The 21515-nt window shown below is 51.2% G+C and carries 20 protein-coding genes and 1 other RNA gene; 11 read left to right on the top strand and 10 right to left on the bottom strand.

All coding sequences use genetic code 11. The features are described from left to right. Window positions 1-10 precede the first annotated feature (10 nt). The 8 genes from FDW96_RS09425 to ydiK all read right to left on the bottom strand — a co-directional run bounded on the left by FDW96_RS09425 (window position 11) and on the right by ydiK (window position 8096). Entirely contained in the window at window positions 11-1606 is a 1596-nt protein-coding gene (locus tag FDW96_RS09425; RefSeq protein ID WP_042308778.1) for an acyl CoA:acetate/3-ketoacid CoA transferase, read from the bottom strand. A 157-nt stretch (window positions 1607-1763) separates the two neighbouring features. After that, window positions 1764-2522 carry a type I 3-dehydroquinate dehydratase gene (aroD, locus tag FDW96_RS09420; protein WP_137365581.1) on the bottom strand — a complete coding sequence of 253 codons (759 nt, stop codon included), beginning with the start codon at window positions 2520-2522 and terminating at the stop codon, window positions 1764-1766. Between the two features lie 36 nt (window positions 2523-2558). After that, window positions 2559-3425: a quinate/shikimate dehydrogenase gene (gene ydiB, locus FDW96_RS09415; RefSeq protein ID WP_042308776.1), complete on the bottom strand. Its 867-nt coding sequence runs from the start codon at window positions 3423-3425 to the stop codon at window positions 2559-2561. Window positions 3426-3446: 21 nt separating this feature from the next. Continuing rightward, window positions 3447-4682, bottom strand: coding sequence for an MFS transporter (locus FDW96_RS09410; protein ID WP_079224424.1), 1236 nt, complete (start codon window positions 4680-4682; stop codon window positions 3447-3449). 238 nt (window positions 4683-4920) lie between these two features. Beyond that, on the bottom strand, window positions 4921-6141 hold the full coding sequence (locus tag FDW96_RS09405) for an MFS transporter (RefSeq protein WP_042308774.1): 1221 nt from the start codon (window positions 6139-6141) through the stop codon (window positions 4921-4923). Window positions 6142-6188: 47 nt separating this feature from the next. After that, window positions 6189-6545: a YdiL family protein gene (locus tag FDW96_RS09400; RefSeq protein WP_137365580.1), complete on the bottom strand. Its 357-nt coding sequence runs from the start codon at window positions 6543-6545 to the stop codon at window positions 6189-6191. Between the two features lie 158 nt (window positions 6546-6703). Then, window positions 6704-6811: antisense sRNA RprA (rprA, locus tag FDW96_RS09395), an RNA gene on the bottom strand. A 184-nt stretch (window positions 6812-6995) separates the two neighbouring features. Then, entirely contained in the window at window positions 6996-8096 is a 1101-nt protein-coding gene (gene ydiK / locus FDW96_RS09390) for an AI-2E family transporter YdiK (RefSeq protein ID WP_042308772.1), read from the bottom strand. Window positions 8097-8309: 213 nt separating this feature from the next. Here ydiK and FDW96_RS09385 point away from each other — a divergent pair, with 213 nt between their 5' ends. The 3 genes from FDW96_RS09385 to FDW96_RS09375 all read left to right on the top strand — a co-directional run bounded on the left by FDW96_RS09385 (window position 8310) and on the right by FDW96_RS09375 (window position 12039). Further along, window positions 8310-11366 carry an FAD-binding and (Fe-S)-binding domain-containing protein gene (locus FDW96_RS09385; RefSeq protein WP_137349837.1) on the top strand — a complete coding sequence of 1019 codons (3057 nt, stop codon included), beginning with the start codon at window positions 8310-8312 and terminating at the stop codon, window positions 11364-11366. After that, entirely contained in the window at window positions 11363-11773 is a 411-nt protein-coding gene (gene menI / locus FDW96_RS09380) for a 1,4-dihydroxy-2-naphthoyl-CoA hydrolase (RefSeq protein ID WP_042308766.1), read from the top strand. The genes FDW96_RS09385 and menI overlap by 4 nt, the downstream gene beginning before the upstream one ends. Window positions 11774-11850: 77 nt before the next feature. After that, window positions 11851-12039 carry a YdiH family protein gene (locus FDW96_RS09375; RefSeq protein ID WP_029139522.1) on the top strand — a complete coding sequence of 63 codons (189 nt, stop codon included), beginning with the start codon at window positions 11851-11853 and terminating at the stop codon, window positions 12037-12039. A gap of 67 nt (window positions 12040-12106) precedes the next feature. Here FDW96_RS09375 and FDW96_RS09370 read toward each other — a convergent pair whose 3' ends face one another. Further along, window positions 12107-12958, bottom strand: a complete 852-nt coding sequence (locus FDW96_RS09370) for a Vmh family MBL fold metallo-hydrolase (protein ID WP_042308764.1) — start codon at window positions 12956-12958, stop codon at window positions 12107-12109. 122 nt (window positions 12959-13080) lie between these two features. On the opposite strand from FDW96_RS09370, the gene FDW96_RS09365 reads away from it, so the two are divergent. The 8 genes from FDW96_RS09365 to FDW96_RS09330 all read left to right on the top strand — a co-directional run bounded on the left by FDW96_RS09365 (window position 13081) and on the right by FDW96_RS09330 (window position 21092). After that, window positions 13081-13956, top strand: coding sequence for a LysR family transcriptional regulator (locus tag FDW96_RS09365; RefSeq protein WP_061381441.1), 876 nt, complete (start codon window positions 13081-13083; stop codon window positions 13954-13956). A 489-nt stretch (window positions 13957-14445) separates the two neighbouring features. Further along, complete coding sequence (gene sufA / locus FDW96_RS09360) at window positions 14446-14814, top strand: Fe-S cluster assembly scaffold SufA (RefSeq protein WP_042308760.1); 369 nt, start codon at window positions 14446-14448, stop codon at window positions 14812-14814. An 8-nt stretch (window positions 14815-14822) separates the two neighbouring features. Continuing rightward, on the top strand, window positions 14823-16310 hold the full coding sequence (gene sufB / locus FDW96_RS09355) for a Fe-S cluster assembly protein SufB (RefSeq protein ID WP_038640262.1): 1488 nt from the start codon (window positions 14823-14825) through the stop codon (window positions 16308-16310). Between the two features lie 16 nt (window positions 16311-16326). Beyond that, entirely contained in the window at window positions 16327-17073 is a 747-nt protein-coding gene (sufC, locus tag FDW96_RS09350) for a Fe-S cluster assembly ATPase SufC (RefSeq protein ID WP_038640264.1), read from the top strand. Next, window positions 17048-18319 carry a Fe-S cluster assembly protein SufD gene (gene sufD, locus FDW96_RS09345; RefSeq protein ID WP_079224404.1) on the top strand — a complete coding sequence of 424 codons (1272 nt, stop codon included), beginning with the start codon at window positions 17048-17050 and terminating at the stop codon, window positions 18317-18319. The genes sufC and sufD overlap by 26 nt, the downstream gene beginning before the upstream one ends. Continuing rightward, window positions 18316-19536 carry a cysteine desulfurase SufS gene (gene sufS / locus FDW96_RS09340; protein ID WP_079224402.1) on the top strand — a complete coding sequence of 407 codons (1221 nt, stop codon included), beginning with the start codon at window positions 18316-18318 and terminating at the stop codon, window positions 19534-19536. Before sufD ends, sufS begins: the two co-directional genes overlap by 4 nt. Before the next feature lie 12 nt (window positions 19537-19548). Then, window positions 19549-19965, top strand: a complete 417-nt coding sequence (sufE, locus tag FDW96_RS09335; protein ID WP_042308753.1) for a cysteine desulfuration protein SufE — start codon at window positions 19549-19551, stop codon at window positions 19963-19965. Between the two features lie 122 nt (window positions 19966-20087). Further along, the gene (locus FDW96_RS09330; protein ID WP_137349891.1) at window positions 20088-21092 is read left to right on the top strand and encodes a L,D-transpeptidase family protein; all 1005 of its coding nucleotides are present in this window, start codon (window positions 20088-20090) and stop codon (window positions 21090-21092) included. A 69-nt stretch (window positions 21093-21161) separates the two neighbouring features. Here the strand turns inward: FDW96_RS09330 and lpp are convergent, their stop codons facing one another. Beyond that, window positions 21162-21398, bottom strand: a complete 237-nt coding sequence (gene lpp / locus FDW96_RS09325) for a murein lipoprotein Lpp (protein WP_003029373.1) — start codon at window positions 21396-21398, stop codon at window positions 21162-21164. Window positions 21399-21515: the final 117 nt, after the last annotated feature.

Here is a 21515-nt window from a genome sequence, read left to right as displayed (position 1 = left end):
GGTACTCCTTTTAATTGGCTGCGTCGGGTAATACAAAGCCCATCGAGGCATCGATAAATAATCTTTCGTCCATCAATTTCAGGTCTGGGGAAATAATCGGCGTGAAGTCCATTTTGTCGAGAATGTCTTCCTGCAAAGAGACTCCTGGCGCAATTTCAACTAAATGGAGGCCATCTTCTTTTAGCGTAAATACAGCGCGTTCGGTGATGTAGCGCACATCGAGACCACGCTCAAGGGCAATTTTCCCGCTGAACGTCACTTCAGGTAATTCGTTAACGAATTTTTTCACCCGACCTTCCTGCATGATATTTAACTTGCCATCGGCAACTTCCGTTTTCAAACTTCCGGCAGTTAACGTGCCGCAGAAAATAATTTTCTTGGAGGTGGCGCTAATATCGATAAAACCGCCGGTGCCCATAATTTTGCCATTGAATTTATGTACGCCGACGTTGCCGTGCCGATCCACTTCAGCAAAACTTAAATAACACACATCCAGCCCGCCGCCGTGGTAGAAGTCAAACTGGGAGGTCATATCCAGAATGGCGCGGGTGTTAACGTTGGCGCCAAAAGCGATGCCCTGAGACGTAATGCCGCCAATCGGGCCGGTTTCGACCGTCAGAATAAAATCGTCGGCACAACCTTCTTCGCGGGCGACAAGGCCAATCCCGTCGGCGATGCCCACGCCAACGTTGCCGACTGCGCCTTTACGCATTTCGAACAGCGCGCGTCTGGCCACCAGTTTACGCTGGTTAAGCGGCAGGGCAATTTGCTGGCTGTCATCAAGGACAAAATCGCCGGAAATAAAACGGTTAACCGGCGCGCCACCGTACAGTTGCGTTTGGTCGGGGTCGATGACCACAATATCGACCAGATAGCCCGGGATACGCACCGCTTTCGGATGCAAAGTGGCTTTCTTCACCATTTTTTGCACCTGCATCATGACGATCCCGCCGTTGTTGTGTACGGCCTGGGCAATCACCAGCGCATCGAGATACATCACTTCATCTTCAAAGGTGGCGTAGCCTTCGCTATCGCAGGTAGTCGCGCGAATAAAAGCGATGTTTGGCGCAATGGCTTTGTAATAGAGGTACTCTTTGTTATCGATTTCCACCACTTTGATCAGATCTTCGGTCGTCACCTCATTCAGTTTGCCGCCCTGCTGGCGAGGATCGACAAACGTACCGATACCGATGTCACTCAGAATGCCAGGCTGGTGGGCTGCTGATGCTCGCAGAGCTTGGGTCAATACGCCCTGAGGATAGTTATAGGCAGCGATTTTATTCTGCTCCGCCAGGTCGGAGATTCGTGGCGATTGCCCCCAGTGGCCGCAGAGCGCCCATTTGACTAAACCTTCCTGCGCCAGCGGGCTGATTCCGCGGTCGGCACGGTCACCCAATCCCGTTGGGCTAATTAATGATAAATTACGTGGTGATTGCGTGTTTTTGTATTTTTCTGCCAATGCATTAATTAATGTAGTTGCTTCAAGAATACCGCCACCTGCGCCTAATACACAAAGTGTTGCTTCATCAGGAATATAATTAATGGCTTCTGCTGCGGATAATACGGGTACCCGACCATCGATACGGTTTGGTCTCGGAAATTTCATATAAACTCCAGATTATATGCGTGCGACTACCTGTCGTTATAGTCGACAATAATATTGTGAGTTAATTTAATCAGGCTTAGCTGCCAGCCAGATATTCGTGGTTAAGCGAATATCTGGGGCAGGGCATTGCTAATCGTAATGTGGATATATTCTGTTATTAAGCCTGATGCAATATCGTTAATACAGTACGTAGATCGGCGACCGAAATTTGTCCCGGGGCAGACGCTTTTTTCACTGCTCCAAAGGTGGCTGCTGAACCGAAAACCTCGCCGGAGAGACGTGAAATCACCCCAGTTTTAGCCATCGACATGGTAATTATCGGCCGGTCCGCATAGCGCTCATGCATTTCCAGCGTAGCGCCCAACAATGTCAGCACATCCGTTTTGTTTTGCGGCATCAGGGCGATTTTAGGAATATCCGCGCCAAGTTCCTGCATTTTACGCAGACGCTGGATGATCTCCTCCGCGGCTGGCGTCTTATGGAAATCATGATTCGACATAATCACGCTGACATTTTTCGCGTGGGCATGTTCGACGGTCGCTCTAACCTGCTCATCACCGGTGAAAAGTTCCAGGTCGATCATATCCACCAGACCGCTGTCTACTGCTGCACGGTTAAGTGCAATATAGTTTTCGACAGACAGTGCCTGTTCACCGCCTTCTTTGGCGCTGCGGAAAGTGAAAAGTAGCGGTTTGTCCGCTATCACATCGCGGATGGTGCGAGCCGCTTCCAGCACGGCATCTGTGGAAGAGACATCGCTGAAATGGTCAACGCGCCATTCCAGAATGTCGAAATCCGCTTCGCGATAGGCCAGCGCTTCGCTTTTTACCGTGGGGATGTCTTTACCCATCAGCGAGACAATGATCTTCGGCGCACCCTCGCCAATGACGAGGTTTCTTACGGTTACGGTTTTCATTGATTACCCTTTAAATATATTACAAATGCGTGCCCGTCAGGCTGCAAAACCCATAACCTGTTTCACATACTCCAGTGGGAAATCTTTCCCGGTCCAGAGTTTGAATTGTTCAGCCCCTTGCCATAACAACATGCCGTAACCATCAATTGTTTTGCAACCCGCAAGTTGCGCCTGTTGCAATAATTTGGTCATATGCGGATTATAAACGCATTCGGTTACCAGCAGGTCCGGGCGCAGCAGGGAAACGTCGGTCACGAGAGATTCGTTTTCCAGCGGCTTCATGCCGACTTTTGTGCCGTTGGTCAAAATATCCGCGCTGGCCAACGCGTCAGCAAAAGCCTGTCGATCGGCGAGATCGATAACGGTCACAACGCAATCGGTGTTTTCATTAACGCGTTTGGCGAACGCCTGCGCTTTAGCAAAGAACTCATCTTTACGGTTAAACAGCTTAATTTCTTTGATGCCTTCAATCGCCGCCTGCGCGCCAATAGCCGTAGACGCGCCACCTGCGCCCAACAGTACCATGGTTTTACCTTTAATATCGAAGCCGCTTTCTTTAATGGCGCGAATATGACCAGTACCATCAGTATTGTAACCGCGCAGGTAACCATCATCATTAACGATGGTATTAATCGCGCCGACCAGTTTGGCTGCAGGGGTCAATTCATCAACATATTCACAGGCCAGTTGCTTGTTGGGCATTGAAACCCCGGTGCCGCGCATTTTTAAGGCTTTTAAGCCGGCAATCGCGTTAGCAAACGTTGAGTTATCGACTTCAAATGCCATGTAGGTAAAAGGGAGTCCCGCTTTTTCTAATGCCTTGTTTTGCATTTCTGGTGACAGACTATGTCTGATAGGGTAGGCCATTAAACCAATCAGTTCATATTTAGCAGTTACGTCCATTTGATACTCCTTCTAAACAATTTATTGAAAATAACGCTCGCCCAACCGCACATCATTTTTGGGGATAGCAAATACGCGGTAGTAACGAATAAAGACGATGATGGCGGTGATGAAGGCCAGCAGAGCAAATGCAAAGTCCAGCAAAATGATGTACTGCAGGCCAATGTTAGAAAGGTATCCGGTGATTAGTGGGATAATAAAATTGGCTACGCCACCCATCATCATATAAACGCTGGTGACTTTGGCTTTACTCCTGGGGAAAAACTCTGACATCACCGAGACGCCAAGCTGTAAAATACCGCCAGCGGCAGAGAACCCAATCAAAAATGAACCGGCGTTACACACCAGCGGAGAGGGATATAAATAGATGACCGCTGCGGTGATGGTTGCCAGCCCGGCGTTAAACACATTTGCCCATATCGGTCGAACCATTTTCTTCAGCAGGGCGGCAAAAATAAATACGCAGACCAACGAACCCATACTGTAGTAAGAGATGGTTTTCAGGGCGTCGGCTTCCGCCATGCCGGCAAATGCCATTGCGTATTTCGGCATCCAGACCACGATGACGTAAAAGGTTGAAAACGCCGCGACACCAAACATCACGGAAGCGACACCTTCCAGCCAAACCAATGGTTTGCTGTGCATCTGTGGCAGCTCTTTGGCGATACCGGCATCCACCATCTGGCTGGGAAAGCGGCTTTTTAACAGCATCAGGGTGATAACGACGAACAGTACTCCTGGAATAACGACCGCATAGCCGTACCAGATATGGTTGAGCAGCATGGTGCTGACGACAATGGGGTAGATCATCTGTCCGAACGAGACCATCGCTTTAACCAGGATAACCGCCGATCCTGATGCTTTGGGGAAGCATTCCATTAACGCCGGATAGCCGCCGGTATCCAGCGCCGAGTTAGCCACACCAACGCAAACGGCCAGAATAAAGGCAATCATCAGATTAGGACTAGCGGGAATGCCGAAGAAGAACAGCATATACAGAATAGCGCCTAGCAGGATAATCGCCTTGCGACCAAACTTATCTGAGAGCACCCCAAAGAATAAAATGCTCACCAGTCGTCCCAGACCAATGCCAGAAATTAAATAGGCAATCCCGGCATTGTCTGTGGAGAATTTTTCTGCGAGAGACGTCATATTTTGCGCCAGCGTAATGACGCTAATACCGTGTAGGAAATAACTTAAATAAATACAGGTTATCGCCAGAAGAAATGGCGTGTTAAAGGTCTTATTTTGAGACATTTTCACAACTCCTTGCGGATTTTAAAATTGTTCCGTACTTGTCGATATTTTTAAATTTCGGCGACCTTGTGATTAATATACCGTTCAGTAGTCATAGAACCTACATAGCATGGCGTTTAACTTACCAGGTATTTTGCATCGTAAACTGTGAATTTAATTCTTCCTGATGAATTTTTGCTGATATTTTAATAGTGCAGTCAATTATGTTGCAGAGGAGAGGAATAATATTGCATCTCCATTATTTTGCGACCGTCGCCATTTTTAGTTGATGCTTTAAGGCGCTGCGGCTGCGATAACCAATAAACAGAGCCAACAGAAAACCGACAGCGGCTATACCAGTATCAAACCACATGATATGAGCAATGCTGGTCTCTGAGATCCTGGCTGTAATCAGCGGAATGGTGAAAGTCGCAATGCTGCCTGCGCTGTAGTAAATGCCGGTCGCTTTACCCTTCGCATATGGAAAGCGTGCCGCCATCAGTGTTAAACCGATTTGCACCACGCCTCCGGCTGAAGAAAACCCAATGACAAACGCAAACGCGATAACCACGTAGGGTGTCGGATGCAGGCAAACTATCAGCAGCGCAATAAATGAAATAAATGTGTACAGCATCAACAACGATGTCGCGCGTTCCGCTTTGCGCGCCAGTGGCGCAGTAATCAATACACACAACAAAGAGCCGCAGGTGTAAATGCTTAACAATTTGATAGATAACGTATAGGACATGCCAGCGACAAACTGTCCGTACTGCGCCAGCCACTGGCTTACCAGATAAAATGTCGCCATGGCGATGTAGCCATACAGGGTGTAACTGGCAAGATCGAGAATCGAGCAACGATGTTCAGATTGGTGGATTTCCCGTTGAGCAGGTAATGCCCTGGTGGAGGTTTGACGCCCTGGATGCGTCGGGAAACGACAGCGAAACAAAAACACGCCGTTGAGTATCATAATGGCTGCCGCCAGCAGAAAGGACCAGCCAAACCAAAGCTCGGCCCACACCAACAAACTGATAATCATGGGAAGCAGAAACTGGCCGCTGGAGACGAAGGCTTTTATTAATATATTGGCTGTACTGGGTGAGCGGGGAAACGCCTCCATCAGGCTGGGATAGGTTCCGGCATCGAGAAAACTATTGGCCATTCCCGCCAGAAAGCCAAATGCATAGGCGATAAAAATGCTATGAGTATTGATGATGCCAACAAAGAAAATCAGGTAGCAGATCATGCCGAAAATAATAAACGGTCGGCGGCCATAGCGATCGGAGAGCATGCCTGCCATTAATAAGACACTTAAACGACCGATGCCCAGTGAGGAAATAACAATCGAGACACCCGCGGCATTGGTTTGCCACTGGTGTTCCAGTGAAGACATATTGAGGCTTATCAGGATGACCCCCATGCCGTGGACCAGGTAATTAAAGTACAGCCCTATCGCAGTGGAGAAATAGGTGTTTTTCATAATATGTTACTCAGCGAATAGGCTAAATCGGTATGGCGTTGTAACACTTAACACAAACGCTCAAGGTCGTGAGCATAGAGTTCAACAGCAGCCGATTGATAGATTTTCCAGTCGAGGAAATCGTTGTGATGATAAACCGCCTGAAATGAGTTCAGGTCGGGGAAAAAGCGCATGGTGTTATTACCGATACGATTGTTTATTTTGTCGATAACTGCATTAATTCTTACTTTCCGCCTGGCTTTCATTTCTTGACAAATGTGTGCGATGTCATCCGGGATTTCCTTTTCGCCATTTTCCCATTGCTGCCATGCGACAACATTATTATCACACGAGATATACATAGCGCTTTCCTCCACCGTCATAGCAAAAATATGGCGGATAACCTGCAGTTCTAATGCGTTCATTATTTGATTACCTCATAAAAGACGGTGGAATAGTAATAACATTGCTGTGGATATTTCGGCTTGAAGAGAGTCACAGTATTTTGTGCAATATTATTTGTTGGATAGCGGGGAAGAGGTGCTGTGTTTTACAACCAGCCGAGTGGAGAGGCGCGTGAAGGACAAAAAAAAGCCCATCGTGGGAGATGGGCAAAGACTACACACAGCAATTCGTTGTTTCACTCAGGGGAATTCCATGCTTATAAATCAATGTGTTGATCTACAGCCTTGAGCTAATAGTAGGCATACAGATTTTTCGCGTCGATCAGATTCATCTCAATAGTTTAAAAACTGTAAAGAATTTGCGACATAAATGAGTGCTTCGGGGAGGGTACCGTTCGGTTTAACTCAGTACCAGGGTGAAATAGATTAACACTGCTAAACAATCAGGCGGCAATGCCGCCTGACGTTGGGTTACTTGTTGCTTTCTATTTCGGCGAGGAGTTCATCTGGATCGCTCCCCGGCGCAGGAGCTTCATTTACCCAGGCTGAGAACAGACGCCAGGACACGGCCAGGACTACCGGGCCGATAAACAGACCAATCATGCCGAATGCGATTAATCCGCCGATGACTCCGGAAAGGATAAGGATCAGCGGCAAATCGGCCCCCATACGAATCAGCATTGGCCGAATGACGTTATCCAGCGTTCCAACTACGCCGCTCCACACCAGCAGTACGGTGCCCCAGGTTGAATCCCCGGTCCAGTACAGCCAGATAATGGCCGGGACCAGCACCGGTAGCGGCCCCAGTTGTACCAGGCAGGAGAGGATCATTAATACTGCCAGCAGCGTCGCATACGGCACGCCGGTTACCGCCAGACCAATGCCGCCGAGGACCGCCTGCACCAGAGCCGTAACCACAACACCTAACGCAACAGCACGAATGGCCTGCGCCGCCAGCAGAATGGCGGCATCACCGCGTTTGGATGCCAGACGACACGCGAAATGACGGATCCCTAACGCCACCTGCTCACCACGCCAGTACAGCAGGGCGCTGAACAGCAGCATCAGGCCACAATGCATCATAAAGCGGCCAATATGCGCAGCCTGACCGACAAACCAGGTGGTTGTGGCGCCAATATAAGGCCGAACTTTGGCCATAATGGCCGCGCCGCCCATATCCAGCAGGCTGTGCCATGCGCCATACATTTTGGCTCCCACCAACGGAATACTGTTCAACCACGCCAGATCCGGCAGCGTCATATCGCCAGCGGTGACGGCATGGATCAACGGTCCGCTGCCATCAACAATGCTATTAACCAGCAGCGCGATAGGAATGATGAACAACAGTACCAACAGCAGGGTCATTACCAGCACCGCCAGTGAACGGCGTCCCCACAGTAGTTTTTGCAAGCGTAACAGGATAGGCCAGGTTGCGATGACCACCGTACCCGCCCATGCAAAACCAAGGATAAAGGGCTGCACAATCCAGAGACAGGCCACAATCATGATGGCTAAAAACAGCACCGTTAGCAGCACTTGTGCAATATCCCTGGGCTGACGAAAATTTACCATAAATACTTTTCACCTTTGTCTTTGCGTCAGAACGTTGACGCGACGTGAACACTTAAATCACACCCTGTAATGATGAGCAATTTCAGCGGTTTTGAACAGGCGGATTCTGCCTGTAAATCTGCTGAGCGTATTAGAAAAAAATGTGATACAACAAGCAAAGCAACACGCAAACGATTAAATTCACAACACAGACCGCAGGAAAGGGTCACTATAATGATTCCACAAATTTCTCAGGCGCCAGGTGTCGTTCAACTGGTGCTCAATTTTTTGCAGGCGCTGGAGCAGCAAGGATTCACGGGCGATACGGCAACGAGCTATGCCGATCGGCTGACAATGTCGACGGATAACAGTATCTATCAGCTGCTTCCTGATGCTGTGGTTTTCCCGCGTTCAACGGCAGATGTGGCGCTGATCGCCCGTCTGGCGGCTGAACCTCTTTTTTCGTCGTTAATTTTTACCCCGCGCGGCGGCGGAACCGGCACGAACGGTCAGGCGCTGAATCAGGGCATTATTGTTGATATGTCCCGCTATATGAGTCGCATTATTGAAATCAACCCGCAGGAAGGTTGGGTGCGGGTCGAAGCCGGGGTAATCAAAGATCAGCTCAACCAGTTTCTGAAGCCTTACGGCTATTTCTTTGCCCCGGAATTATCCACCAGCAACCGGGCAACGCTGGGCGGGATGATCAATACCGACGCATCCGGACAAGGTTCATTGGTTTACGGTAAAACCTCCGATCACGTGCTGGGTATCCGCGCGGTGCTGATGGGCGGCGATATTCTTGATACTCAGCCAATGCCGGTCGAACTCGCCCAAACGCTGGGCAACAGCAATACCACTATTGGTCGCATCTATAAGACGGTGTATGAGCGGTGTCGCGATAACCGGCAGCTTATTCTTGACAAATTCCCCAAACTTAATCGCTTCTTAACCGGTTACGATCTCCGGCACGTCTTCAACGACGAGATGACCGAGTTTGATTTAACCCGCATTCTTACCGGCTCTGAAGGTACGCTGGCGTTTATTACCGAAGCCCGCCTGGATATCACGCCGTTGCCCAAAGTCAGGCAGTTGGTCAACGTCAAGTATGATTCGTTTGATTCAGCATTGCGTAACGCCCCGGTCATGGTGGAGGCGCGCGCACTGTCGGTTGAAACCGTTGACTCCAAAGTGCTTAATCTGGCGCGGGAAGATATCGTCTGGCATTCGGTAAGTGAATTGATTACCGATGTGCCGGATAAAGAAATGTTGGGCCTGAATATCGTCGAATTTGCGGGTGACGATGAAGCATTGATCGATGCTCAGGTTAGTGCGCTGTGTGAACGTCTGGATGGGTTAATTGCCCGTCAGGAAGCCGGTGTCATTGGTTGGCAACTGTGTACCGAACTCGCGGGCGTGGAGCGTATTTACGCCATGCGTAAAAAAGCCGTTGGTTTGCTGGGGAATGCGAAAGGTGCCGCGAAGCCGATTCCGTTCGCCGAAGATACCTGCGTTCCGCCGGAGCATCTGGCGGACTATATTGCCGAGTTCCGTGCGCTGCTCGACAGCCACGGTCTGAGTTATGGCATGTTTGGTCACGTGGATGCCGGGGTGCTGCACGTCAGGCCGGCGCTGGATATGTGCGACCCGCAGCAGGAAGTGCTGATGAAACGCATTTCTGACGATGTTGTCGCGCTGACGGCAAAATATGGCGGTCTGCTGTGGGGCGAGCACGGGAAAGGTTTTCGTGCAGAATACAGTCCGGCGTTCTTCGGAGAGGAACTGTATCGCGAATTGCGCAAAGTGAAGTCGGTATTTGATCCGCAAAACCGACTGAACCCGGGGAAAATCTGTCCACCGGAAGACGTTGACGCGCCGATGATGAAAGTGGATGCCGTCAAGCGCGGGACTTACGACCGACAGATCCCACTGGCGGTGCGGCAAGAGTGGCGCGGGGCAATGGAGTGTAACGGCAACGGGTTATGCTTTAACTTTGATGCGAAAAGCCCCATGTGCCCGTCGATGAAAATCAGCCTCAACCGTATCCACTCGCCGAAAGGCCGTGCCACGCTGGTACGTGAATGGCTGCGTTTGTTGGCCGATCGCGGAATTGACCCAGTTCAGCTGGAAAAAGAGCTACCGGAAAAACGCGCCAGTTTACGCACGCTGATTGCCCGCACCCGCAATAGTTGGCATGCCCGCAAAGGCGAATACGATTTCTCGCATGAAGTTAAAGAGGCGATGTCTGGCTGTCTGGCGTGTAAAGCCTGTTCTACGCAGTGCCCCATTAAAATTGATGTACCGGAGTTCCGCTCGCGCTTCCTGCAACTGTATCACACGCGTTATCTGCGACCGTTGCGCGATCATATGGTGGCGACCGTCGAGAGCTATGCGCCGCTCATGGCGCGAGCCCCCAAAACGTTTAACTTTTTCATCAATCAGCCGCTGGTGCGTAATCTGGCTAAAAAGCACATCGGTATGGTGGATTTACCGTTGTTGTCTGCGCCGTCGCTGCAACGTCAGTTGGTTGGTCATCGTTCTGCCAACATGACGCTGGAGCAGCTCGAATTACTCAGCCCTGAGCAAAAAGCCCGCACGGTGCTGGTGGTACAGGATCCGTTCACCAGCTATTACGATGCGCAGGTGGTGGCTGATTTTATCCGTCTGGTAGAAAAACTGGGCTTACAGCCGGTACTGCTGCCGTTCTCGCCAAACGGCAAAGCGCAGCACATTAAAGGCTTTTTAAACCGTTTTGCCAAAACAGCGAAAAAGACATCCGAGTTTCTCAACCGGGTGGCGAAACTGAACATTCCGATGGTGGGCGTTGATCCGGCGCTGGTGCTCTGTTATCGCGATGAATACAAGTTGGCGCTCGGAGAACAGCGGGGGGATTTCCATGTATTGCTGGTCAACGAATGGTTATCAACCGTTGTGGCGTCACAGCAGCCAGTCGCTGTTGCCGGTGAGGCGTGGTATTTCTTTGGACATTGTACCGAAGTGACGGCCCTGCCGGGCGCGCCTGCGCAGTGGGCGGCTATTTTTGCCCGTTTTGGCGCCAGGCTGGAGAACGTCAGTGTAGGATGCTGCGGCATGGCTGGCACTTATGGGCACGAAGTTAAAAATCACCAGAACTCGCTGGGGATCTATGAGCTATCATGGCACCAGGCGTTGCAACGACTGCCGCGAAATCGGTGTCTGGCTACCGGATATTCCTGTCGTAGCCAGGTTAAACGCGTTGAAGGCACGGGCGTTCGCCATCCATTACAGGCACTGCTGGAGATTATAGGATGATCTGGAAACGTGAAGTCACTCTTGAGGCGCTAAATGCCATGGGTGAAGGAAATATGGTGGGGTTGCTCGACATTCGCTTTGAACATATTGGCGACGATACCCTGGAAGCCACTATGCCGGTGGACCATCGCACCAAACAACCTTTTGGTTTACTACATGGCGGTGCGTCGGTGGTGTTGGCGGAAAGCATCGGTTCGGTGGCTGGCTACCTGTGCACTCAGGGGGAGCAAAAAGTGGTGGGTCTTGAGGTTAATGCCAACCATGTTCGATCTGCGCGGGAAGGGCGTGTCAGAGGCGTGTGTAGCGCGATCCATACCGGCTCTCGCCATCAGGTATGGCAAATCGAAATCTTCGATGAGCAAGGGCGGTTGTGCTGCACATCGCGTCTGACGACCGCAATTTTGTGATGCATATTGCTTTTGGTCATTATCTGCACAGCGAATGGTGTTATACTGTGCAGGTTTTGAACACAAGCGAGGATGATATGTCTACCCAATTAGACCCGGCCCAACTGGCAATAGAGTTTTTACGTCGTGATAAAACCGATCTTTCACCAGCTCAGTACCTGAAAAGATTGAAACAACTTGAGCTGGAGTTTGCGGATTTATTGACGCTCTCTTCAACTGAACTGAAAGAAGAGATCTATTTTGCCTGGCGCATGGGCGTTCATTGATTCCGGTATGCTTATCGTAATGAAACCCCGACACGCGTTCGGGGTTATTTTTAGCGTTAAATCTTGTTTACCACTTCATCTCACCGGTATTAACCTTCGCACTTAGCTCCAGAGAGCTGGCATCCGCCAGACCTGGCCATGCCGCCGTCATGGTTTTAATCACGTAAGCTGATCCTTTATTCGCGCTTAACGCCTGCTCAAATGACTGCAAATAGTCCCGGGTGAAGCGAATCGCTTTATCGTCTGTCGGGCGTTCGCCAATGTAATGCCCCGGGACCACCTGAGCAGGCTGTAAGTTCTGCATCTCGCTTAACACATTGCGCCACGCGGAACGCTGTTCAGCAGACTGCGTATCCGCCGTCCACACATGAATACCCGAAGCCACGCCGGTACCACCAATGATTGCGCGGTTCGCTGGGATCCAGACATACGCCGCATAATCGTTGGGATGGCGTAGTTCCAGCGTTTCGCCATCAACAGTGAAATGCGTTTGTGTGGTGGCTTGCGGCACGGTGAGTGAGGTTGGCGCGCCGTCCTTCATTTGCGGCCCCCAGAACTGCAGTTTGGCCTCTTTCGTGGCGCGGATGTGCTCTACCACATGCGGTGTTGCCAGCACTTTTACCTGCGGGAAGGCGCTGACGATGGGCTGCAGACCAAAGTAGAAATCCGGGTCGCCGGAGGTGATTACGATGGCTTTAAGCGTTTTACCGCTGGCGTGAATCATCTGTACCAGTTGTTCGCCATCTTTGGTGCTGAACTGCGCGTCAAACAAAATCGCCTCTTTCGGTCCCGAAACCAGCGTCGAGGAGACCGGGAAAATAGCCTTATCCTGCGGGTTATAGACGTCCAGTTGTAACGGAGCGGCGAAGACAGAAGAGGAGAACAGAGGTAACAGCAGGGCCAGAGTTTTAACTTTCATACCAGGTAACCTTATGCAGGAAATTGTCTTTTGATAGTTCACGTATTTTAAGGAAATTTGCATCTGTTAGAATTCCTGTATCAGGGTATGCTGAGTTTCTTAAAACGATCGGATGGGGTGCTATGGACAGGGTGATGGCGGCAACGGTATTTAACCATATCTGTGATTTGGGTAGCTTAAGCGCCGCCGCGCGTGCGCTGGGGCTTTCCAGACCGATGGTTAGTCGTTACCTCGACGAAATGGAAAAATGGGCGGGGGCAAGGCTTATCCACCGGTCGTCGCGTCGCCTGACGATCACGCCAGCGGGAGAAGAGGCGTTAGTGAAAACGCGTTCTTTGGCGCAACTGTCACTGGATATTGCTGCCGCCAGTGCTGCGCAGATACCTTCCGGTACGCTACGTGTCGCGTGCGCGCATTATACCGCGATGCATATTCTTGCTCCGGTTCTGCCAACGTTTATGGCGCGGTATCCGCAGCTGCGTATTGAAGTTGAGATCAATAATCAGCCGGTAAGTCTTGTTGGGGAACGCATCGATGTGGCGATCCGCATTACGGATAACCCCGAGCCAGGGACCATCGCCCGTCGATTGGGGGACTGTGAATCCGTGCTGTGTGCGTCTGTCGATTATCTGCACCAACATGGCACTCCTGATACTCTCGACGATCTTACGCAGCATAACTGCCTCTATTACAGCGGCTTTGCCGGAAAATCCTGGCACTTTCTTGATGCACAAGGGCAGACGGTTTCTGTTGCAATTAAAGGGAATTTGAGCGCCGGGATCTCTTCGCTGCTCTGTGAGTCGGCGCTGGCGGGTATGGGCATTGCGCTGGTACCGGAGCCGGAAGCGCGAGAAGGGTTGGCGCAGGGAAAGTTAGTTCGGTTACTGCCAGAGCTGCAGCCTAAACGCCTGCCAATATACGGGTTGTATCTTTCTCGTGAGCATCAGCCAGCTGGGTTACGCCTGTTGTTAGATGCAATTAGTGAAACTACGCGCTAATTATGTCCTTGACTGCGCTCAAAAAATAATCAAACCGCAATTTGTGTTAAACAAAACTTATCCGGGAGTGAGATTATTCTTATGCCCCTTCAAGAGCTAAGCCATTGCGAGTGCCGGAGATAAGCGCCGGATGGGGCCGGAACCCTTAAGCCTGCCAGCAAGCAGACTTAAGGGTTTTTTGTTATTTGCATGCTTTTTGAACCGTTTTCATCTCTGTAAAAACTCAGACCTATTCCTTAAATAGACATTATCTATACATCTTTTGATGTTTGACCTGCCTGAACGATTGGATTTTCATAATCCATTATTAATCAAAGCATTGAACAAAATAATCCATCTCTGATAACCCGCGCTGCAGGGTCTATGCTTATTAAAAGTAGCCAAAAAGGGCGATTAACCCGAATGCCCCTGCTGTTGAGGGGTTGAAGTGATAATCATTATCACTAACATGGTGTTATAGCTTGAAAGCTAATGACTCGAGGTAACCCTATGGAATTGCATTCAGGAACATTTAACCCAGACGATTTCGCATGGCGTGGTTTGACGTTAACACCAGCAGCTGCGGCACACATCCGTGAACTGGTGGCAAAACAACCCGACATGTTGGGCGTGCGTTTAGGTGTGAAACAAACCGGATGCGCGGGATTCGGCTACGTGCTGGACACCGTCCGTGAGCCGGAAAAAGACGATCTGCTGTTTGAAACGGAAGGCGCCAGACTTTATGTGCCGTTACAGGCGATGCCGTTTATCGACGGGACGGAAGTCGATTTCGTTCGCGAAGGATTAAATCAGTTATTTAAATTTCATAACCCGAAAGCCCAGAACGAATGCGGCTGTGGCGAAAGTTTTGGGGTATAGGCGGTACTATGTCTCGTAATACTGAAGCAACTGATGATGTCAACACCTGGGCTGGCGGGCACCTCAATTATAAAGAGGGCTTCTTCACCCAACTGCAAACCGATGAGCTGGCAAAAGGGATCAATGAAGACGTTGTGCGCGCGATTTCGGCAAAACGTAATGAACCCGACTGGATGCTGGAGTTTCGCCTGAATGCCTTTAACGCTTGGCTCACCATGGAAGAGCCGCACTGGCTCAAAGCGCACTACGACAAGCTGAATTATCAGGATTACAGCTATTACTCTGCGCCGTCCTGTGGCAATTGTGATGAAACCTGTGCTTCTGAACCGGGGGCTGTTCAGCAAACAGGGGCGAATGCCTTTTTAAGCAAAGAGGTAGAAGACGCCTTTGCACAGCTAGGGGTGCCGGTTCGTGAAGGAAAAGAGGTGGCGGTTGATGCTATTTTCGACTCGGTGTCGGTGGCGACAACCTATCGCGACAAGCTGGCAGAGCAGGGCATTATTTTCTGTTCGTTCGGTGAGGCGATTCATGACCATCCCGAGCTGGTAAAACAGTATCTGGGAACCGTCGTTCCGGGTAATGATAATTTCTTTGCCGCGCTAAATGCGGCAGTGGCGTCCGATGGCACCTTTATTTATGTGCCGAAAGGCGTGCGTTGTCCCATGGAACTCTCGACCTACTTCCGGATTAATGCCGAAAAGACCGGGCAGTTTGAACGCACTATTCTGATTGCGGATGAGGGCAGCTACGTCAGTTATATCGAAGGTTGTTCGGCTCCGGTACGCGACAGCTACCAGCTGCATGCGGCGGTAGTGGAAGTCATCATCCACAAAGATGCTGAAGTGAAATACTCGACGGTGCAAAACTGGTTCCCCGGTGATGGTAATACCGGTGGCATTTTGAACTTCGTCACCAAGCGTGCGCTGTGCGAAGGCGAAAACAGCAAAATGTCGTGGACGCAGTCGGAAACCGGCTCGGCCATTACCTGGAAATACCCAAGCTGCATCCTGCGCGGCGATAACTCCATCGGCGAATTCTACTCCGTCGCGCTGACCAGCGGACACCAGCAGGCCGATACCGGCACCAAGATGATCCACATTGGTAAGAACACCAAATCGACCATCATCTCGAAAGGGATCTCCGCCGGTCAGAGTCAGAACAGCTATCGCGGCCTGGTAAAAATTATGCCGACCGCCACCAACGCGCGTAACTATACCCAATGCGACTCCATGTTGATCGGGGCGGACTGCGGGGCGCATACCTTCCCGTATGTCGAGTGTCGAAACAACAGCGCCCAGCTTGAGCACGAAGCCACGACATCGCGCATTGGTGAAGACCAGCTGTTTTACTGTCTGCAACGCGGCATCAGCGAAGAGGATGCCATTTCGATGATCGTCAACGGCTTCTGTAAAGACGTGTTCTCTGAACTGCCGCTGGAATTTGCCGTGGAAGCGCAAAAACTTCTCGCCATCAGCCTTGAACACAGCGTCGGTTAAAATTTAAGGAAAGCACATGTTAAGCATCAAAGATTTACAGGTCAGTGTTGAAGATAAGGCGATCCTGCGTGGGTTGAGCCTTGAGATTCGCCCAGGGGAAGTCCACGCCATTATGGGGCCGAACGGTTCCGGGAAAAGTACGCTGTCTGCCACGCTCGCCGGACGTGAAGACTACGAAGTCACTGGCGGGACGGTTGAATTTAATGGTAAGGATTTACTGGAACTGTCGCCAGAGGATCGGGCCGGTGAAGGGATCTTTATGGCATTTCAGTATCCGGTAGAAATTCCCGGCGTCAGTAATCAGTTTTTCCTGCAAACGGCGCTGAATGCGGTGCGCAGTTACCGTGGTGAGGAGTCGCTGGACAGGTTCGACTTCCAGGATCTGATGGAAGAAAAAATAGCGCTGCTGAAAATGCCGGAAGACTTACTGACGCGCTCGGTAAACGTCGGGTTCTCCGGCGGCGAGAAAAAGCGGAATGACATTCTGCAAATGGCGGTGCTGGAGCCTCAGCTGTGCATTCTTGATGAATCAGATTCCGGGCTGGATATTGATGCGCTGAAAATCGTCGCCGATGGCGTGAACTCGCTGCGCGACGGGAAACGTTCATTCATTATCGTCACTCACTATCAGCGCATCCTGGACTATATCAAACCCGATTATGTTCACGTTCTCTACCAGGGGCGAATTGTAAAGTCCGGCGATTTCACGCTGGTCAAACAACTGGAGGAGCAAGGATATGGCTGGCTTAGCGAACAGCAGTAACGTGCTGCAACAGTGGCACCATCTGTTTGAGACCCAAGGGGAGACCCGTTCGCACTATGCGCAACAGCATCTGCACCAGATGCTGCGTCTGGGGCTGCCAACGCGTAAGCATGAGGACTGGAAATACACGCCGCTGGAGGGATTAACCAACAGCCGGTTCGTTAGCAATATCTCCGCAATAACGCCAGCCCAGTGTGACGCGTTAGCCCCGGCGATTGATGCGGTACGGTTGGTGTTTGTCGACGGGCAATTTTGTCCAACACTCAGCGACAGCGTGGAAGGTAGCGGCTTTGATATTACCGTTGATGATGAGCGTCAGATGTTGCCTGCGGCTATCCAGCCGGAAGTATTCCTGCACCTGACCGAAAGCCTGTCCCGCAGCGTAACGCACATTTTGGTCAAGCGTAACCAGCGACCAGCGAAACCGCTGCTGTTGCTGCACATTACCCAGGGACTGACGGGCGATGAGGTAAATACGGCGCACTATCGCCACCATCTGGAGCTGGCGGAAGGCGCAGAAGCCACCGTTATTGAGCATTATGTCAGTCTCAGCGAGCTTCGTCATTTTACCGGTGCGCGCTTAACGATGAACGTCGCGGCGAATGCGCATTTGCACCACATTAAACTGGCGTTTGAGAATCCACTCAGCCACCACTTTGCCCATAATGATATTCAGTTAAGTGCAGATGCCTCGGCGGTCAGCCAAAGTTTCTTGCTGGGTGATGCAGTGTTACGCCATAACACCAGTACCCAGCTTAATGGCGAAAATACCACGCTGCGCCTTAACAGCCTGGCGATGCCGGTGAAAAATGAAGTCTGCGATACCCGAACCTGGCTTGCGCACAACAAAGGTTATTGCAACAGCCGCCAACTGCATAAAACGATTGTCAGCGATAAGGGGCGGGCGGTGTTCAATGGCCTGATCAACGTCGCTCAACACGCTATTAAAACCGACGGTCAGATGACCAACAATAATTTACTGCTCGGAAAACTGGCGGAAGTGGACACCAAACCACAGCTTGAAATTTACGCCGATGACGTGAAATGCAGTCACGGGGCGACGGTAGGGCGGATTGACGACGAACAAATGTTCTACCTGCGTTCGCGCGGGATCGGTCAGCAGGATGCTCAACAGATGATTCTCTATGCGTTTGCCGCTGAGCTAACGGAAGCCCTGCGCGACGAAACGCTGAAACAACTGGTACTGGCGCGGATCGCTCACCGCTTGCCGGGAGGCGTAGCATGACATTTCCCATTGAAAAAGTGCGGGCTGATTTTCCGGTCCTGACGCGTGAAGTGAACGGTTTACCGCTGGCTTATCTGGACAGCGCCGCCAGCGCGCAAAAGCCTAATCAGGTGATTGATGCCGAAGCCGAGTTTTATCGTCACGGCTATGCGGCGGTTCACCGTGGTATTCATACGCTAAGCGCGCAGGCCACGGAAAAAATGGAGAATGTGCGCAAGCTCGCGTCGCTGTTTATTAACGCCCGCTCGGCTGAAGAGCTGGTGTTCGTTCGCGGTACCACGGAAGGCATTAACCTGGTGGCGAACAGTTGGGGCAACAGTAATGTCAGGGCTGGCGATAACATCATCATCAGCGAAATGGAGCACCATGCCAATATTGTTCCCTGGCAAATGCTGTGCGCCCGCGTGGGCGCAGAACTGCGGGTCATTCCGCTCAATGCCGATGGCACGTTGCAACTGGAAGTGTTGCCTGCGCTGTTCGATGAGCGTACGCAACTGCTGGCAATTACCCACGTTTCAAACGTACTGGGTACCGAAAACCCGCTGGGTGAGATGATTGCGCTGGCGCATCAATACGGCGCGAAAGTGCTGGTGGACGGCGCACAGGCGGTTATGCATCATCAAGTGGATGTCCAGGCGCTGGATTGCGACTTTTATGTTTTCTCCGGACACAAGCTCTACGGGCCAACCGGTATTGGCGTTCTGTATGCCAGAGAGTCGCTGCTGCAGGAAATGCCGCCATGGGAAGGCGGCGGTTCGATGATTGCGACCGTGAGCCTGAGCCAGGGAACCACGTGGGCCAAAGCGCCGTGGCGTTTTGAAGCCGGAACACCTAACACCGGGGGAATTATCGGGCTTGGTGCCGCTATTGAGTATGTTTCAGCGCTGGGGCTTACTGAAATCAGCGAATATGAACAGTTCATGATGCGCTATGCGTTGGAACAGCTGGCGGATGTGCCGGATTTGACGCTTTACGGACCGGATAACCGCCTGGGGGTGATTGCCTTTAACCTCGGCAAACATCACGCCTATGACGTCGGGAGTTTTCTCGATAACTATGGGATCGCCGTGCGGACGGGGCATCACTGCGCTATGCCACTGATGGCCTACTATAACGTTCCCGCCATGTGTCGGGCGTCGATTGCCATGTACAACACCCATGAAGAAGTGGATCGCCTGGTGACAGGTCTCAAGCGTATTCATCACTTACTGGGATAACAGGGAGGCGTTATGGCTGCGCTACCGGATAAAGAAAAGTTGTTGCGTAATTTTCTGCGTTGCGCTAATTGGGAAGAGAAATACCTGTACATCATTGAACTGGGTCAGCGTTTGCCGGAATTAAACGCCGATGAACACTGCCCCGAAAATAGCATTCAGGGATGTCAAAGTCAGGTATGGATCGTAATGCGTCAGAATGCTGAAGGGATTATTGAACTACAGGGCGACAGCGATGCGGCAATTGTGAAAGGGCTTATCGCCGTGGTCTTCATTCTGTATGACCGTATGACGGCCCAGGATATTGTGAATTTTGATGTGCGTCCGTGGTTTGAAAAAATGGCGCTCGCACAGCATCTCACACCATCTCGTTCACAGGGGCTGGAGGCAATGATTCGGGCTATCCGCGCCAAAGCCGCAACTCTTAGCTAAACTGATAAAACACGTCAACGTTCAGACCGACTTGAAAATGTCGTGTAAGGCAACGCTGTGACTCGTAAGCCGGATCTGGCGCTCGCCGCCGTCCGGCAGGAACGCCAGGGGGGTGAGTGAGTATGAAACGCGCGTCTGTTATTACCTTAATGCTAATCGGCGCTTACAGCGCTATTCAGGCCGCATGGGCGGTTGATTATCCGTTGCCCCAGGCGAACAGCCGTCTTGTTGGGCAAAATCAAACTTACACCGTGCAGGAAGGCGATAAAAACCTACAGGCGATTGCCCGTAAGTTTGATACCGCCGCAATGCTGATCCTCGAAGCGAATAATACTATTGCCCCTGTTCCCAAACCCGGAACCCTGATTACTATTCCCTCGCAGCTACTGCTGCCCGATGCGCCACGCGAAGGTATTATTGTGAATCTGGCGGAACTACGTCTGTATTACTACCCGCCGGGAGAGAATATCGTTCAGGTATTCCCGATCGGTATTGGTTTACAGGGACTGGAAACTCCGGTAATGGAAACCCGGGTAGGGCAAAAAATACCGAATCCAACCTGGACCCCTACAGCAGGCATCCGTAAACGCTCTCTGGAGCGCGGCATCACATTGCCTCCGGTTGTGCCAGCCGGGCCAAATAACCCGTTAGGACGCTTTGCATTGCGTCTGGCGCATGGAAACGGTGAATACCTGATCCATGGCACCAGCGCGCCGGACAGCGTCGGCCTGCGAGTGAGCTCGGGATGTATTCGCATGAACGCGCCGGACATCAAGGCATTGTTTGCTCAGGTTCGAACAGGAACGCCGGTCAGGGTGATTAATGAGCCGATAAAATATTCGATTGAGCCGAACGGCATGCGCTATGTCGAGGTGCATCGGCCGTTGTCGCCCGAAGAGGAACAAAACGTCCAGACTATGCCGTATGTGCTACCAGCTGGTTTTACCCAGTTTAAAGATGACAAAGCGGTGGATAACAGCCTGGTGGAACGCGCGTTGTATCGTCGCGCGGGTTATCCGGTCACTGTGACAGCCGGGCAAGCATCGGTTGTTACCAGCGGGAGTGACGTGAAGTCTGCGCAGAATGGTGTGCCGGGAGAGAATGCAGAGGTACGCGCTACGCAATAACAGGGAACGAGAAATTCAGAGCAAAAAAAATGGCGCACAATGTGCGCCATTTTTATTACACAGTTACTATTACTTGCGGTATTTAGTAGCTGCGTTGTCCAGACGCTGGTTAGCGCGAGCTGCGTCATCTTTAGCAGCCTGAACGTCGGAACGCATTGCGTTCACGTCGTTGCTCAGCTGGTCAACTTTAGCGTTCAGAGTCTGAACGTCAGAAGACAGCTGATCGATTTTAGCGTTGCTGGAGCAACCTGCCAGCAGAGTAGAACCCAGGATTACCGCGCCCAGTACCAGTTTAGTACGATTCATTATTAATACCCTCTAGATTGAGTTAATCTCCATGTAGCGTTACAAGTATTACACAAACTTTTTTATGTTGAGAATATTTTTTTGATGGGAATGCACTTATTTTTGATCGTTCGCTCA

This window comes from Citrobacter sp. TBCS-15 (assembly GCF_005280815.1).
Lineage (GTDB): Bacteria > Pseudomonadota > Gammaproteobacteria > Enterobacterales > Enterobacteriaceae > Citrobacter > Citrobacter werkmanii.
This window is presented reverse-complemented; position numbering and strand designations above follow the sequence as displayed.

Bases quoted from the DNA above. Each gene is read 5' to 3' on its own strand.
- aroD (WP_137365581.1), bottom strand. From the start codon at position 2,522: ATGAAAACCGTAACCGTAAGAAACCTCGTCATTGGCGAGGGTGCGCCG.
- FDW96_RS09385 (WP_137349837.1), top strand. From the start codon at position 8,310: ATGATTCCACAAATTTCTCAGGCGCCAGGTGTCGTTCAACTGGTGCTC.
- FDW96_RS09400 (WP_137365580.1), bottom strand. From the start codon at position 6,545: ATGAACGCATTAGAACTGCAGGTTATCCGCCATATTTTTGCTATGACG.
- sufA (WP_042308760.1), top strand. From the start codon at position 14,446: ATGGAATTGCATTCAGGAACATTTAACCCAGACGATTTCGCATGGCGT.
- FDW96_RS09365 (WP_061381441.1), top strand. From the start codon at position 13,081: ATGGACAGGGTGATGGCGGCAACGGTATTTAACCATATCTGTGATTTG.
- lpp (WP_003029373.1), bottom strand. From the start codon at position 21,398: ATGAATCGTACTAAACTGGTACTGGGCGCGGTAATCCTGGGTTCTACT.
- FDW96_RS09405 (WP_042308774.1), bottom strand. From the start codon at position 6,141: ATGAAAAACACCTATTTCTCCACTGCGATAGGGCTGTACTTTAATTAC.
- FDW96_RS09330 (WP_137349891.1), top strand. From the start codon at position 20,088: ATGAAACGCGCGTCTGTTATTACCTTAATGCTAATCGGCGCTTACAGC.
- ydiK (WP_042308772.1), bottom strand. From the start codon at position 8,096: ATGGTAAATTTTCGTCAGCCCAGGGATATTGCACAAGTGCTGCTAACG.
- sufS (WP_079224402.1), top strand. From the start codon at position 18,316: ATGACATTTCCCATTGAAAAAGTGCGGGCTGATTTTCCGGTCCTGACG.
- sufE (WP_042308753.1), top strand. From the start codon at position 19,549: ATGGCTGCGCTACCGGATAAAGAAAAGTTGTTGCGTAATTTTCTGCGT.
- sufD (WP_079224404.1), top strand. From the start codon at position 17,048: ATGGCTGGCTTAGCGAACAGCAGTAACGTGCTGCAACAGTGGCACCAT.
- FDW96_RS09370 (WP_042308764.1), bottom strand. From the start codon at position 12,958: ATGAAAGTTAAAACTCTGGCCCTGCTGTTACCTCTGTTCTCCTCTTCT.
- menI (WP_042308766.1), top strand. From the start codon at position 11,363: ATGATCTGGAAACGTGAAGTCACTCTTGAGGCGCTAAATGCCATGGGT.
- FDW96_RS09375 (WP_029139522.1), top strand. From the start codon at position 11,851: ATGTCTACCCAATTAGACCCGGCCCAACTGGCAATAGAGTTTTTACGT.
- sufC (WP_038640264.1), top strand. From the start codon at position 16,327: ATGTTAAGCATCAAAGATTTACAGGTCAGTGTTGAAGATAAGGCGATC.
- sufB (WP_038640262.1), top strand. From the start codon at position 14,823: ATGTCTCGTAATACTGAAGCAACTGATGATGTCAACACCTGGGCTGGC.
- ydiB (WP_042308776.1), bottom strand. From the start codon at position 3,425: ATGGACGTAACTGCTAAATATGAACTGATTGGTTTAATGGCCTACCCT.
- FDW96_RS09425 (WP_042308778.1), bottom strand. From the start codon at position 1,606: ATGAAATTTCCGAGACCAAACCGTATCGATGGTCGGGTACCCGTATTA.
- FDW96_RS09410 (WP_079224424.1), bottom strand. From the start codon at position 4,682: ATGTCTCAAAATAAGACCTTTAACACGCCATTTCTTCTGGCGATAACC.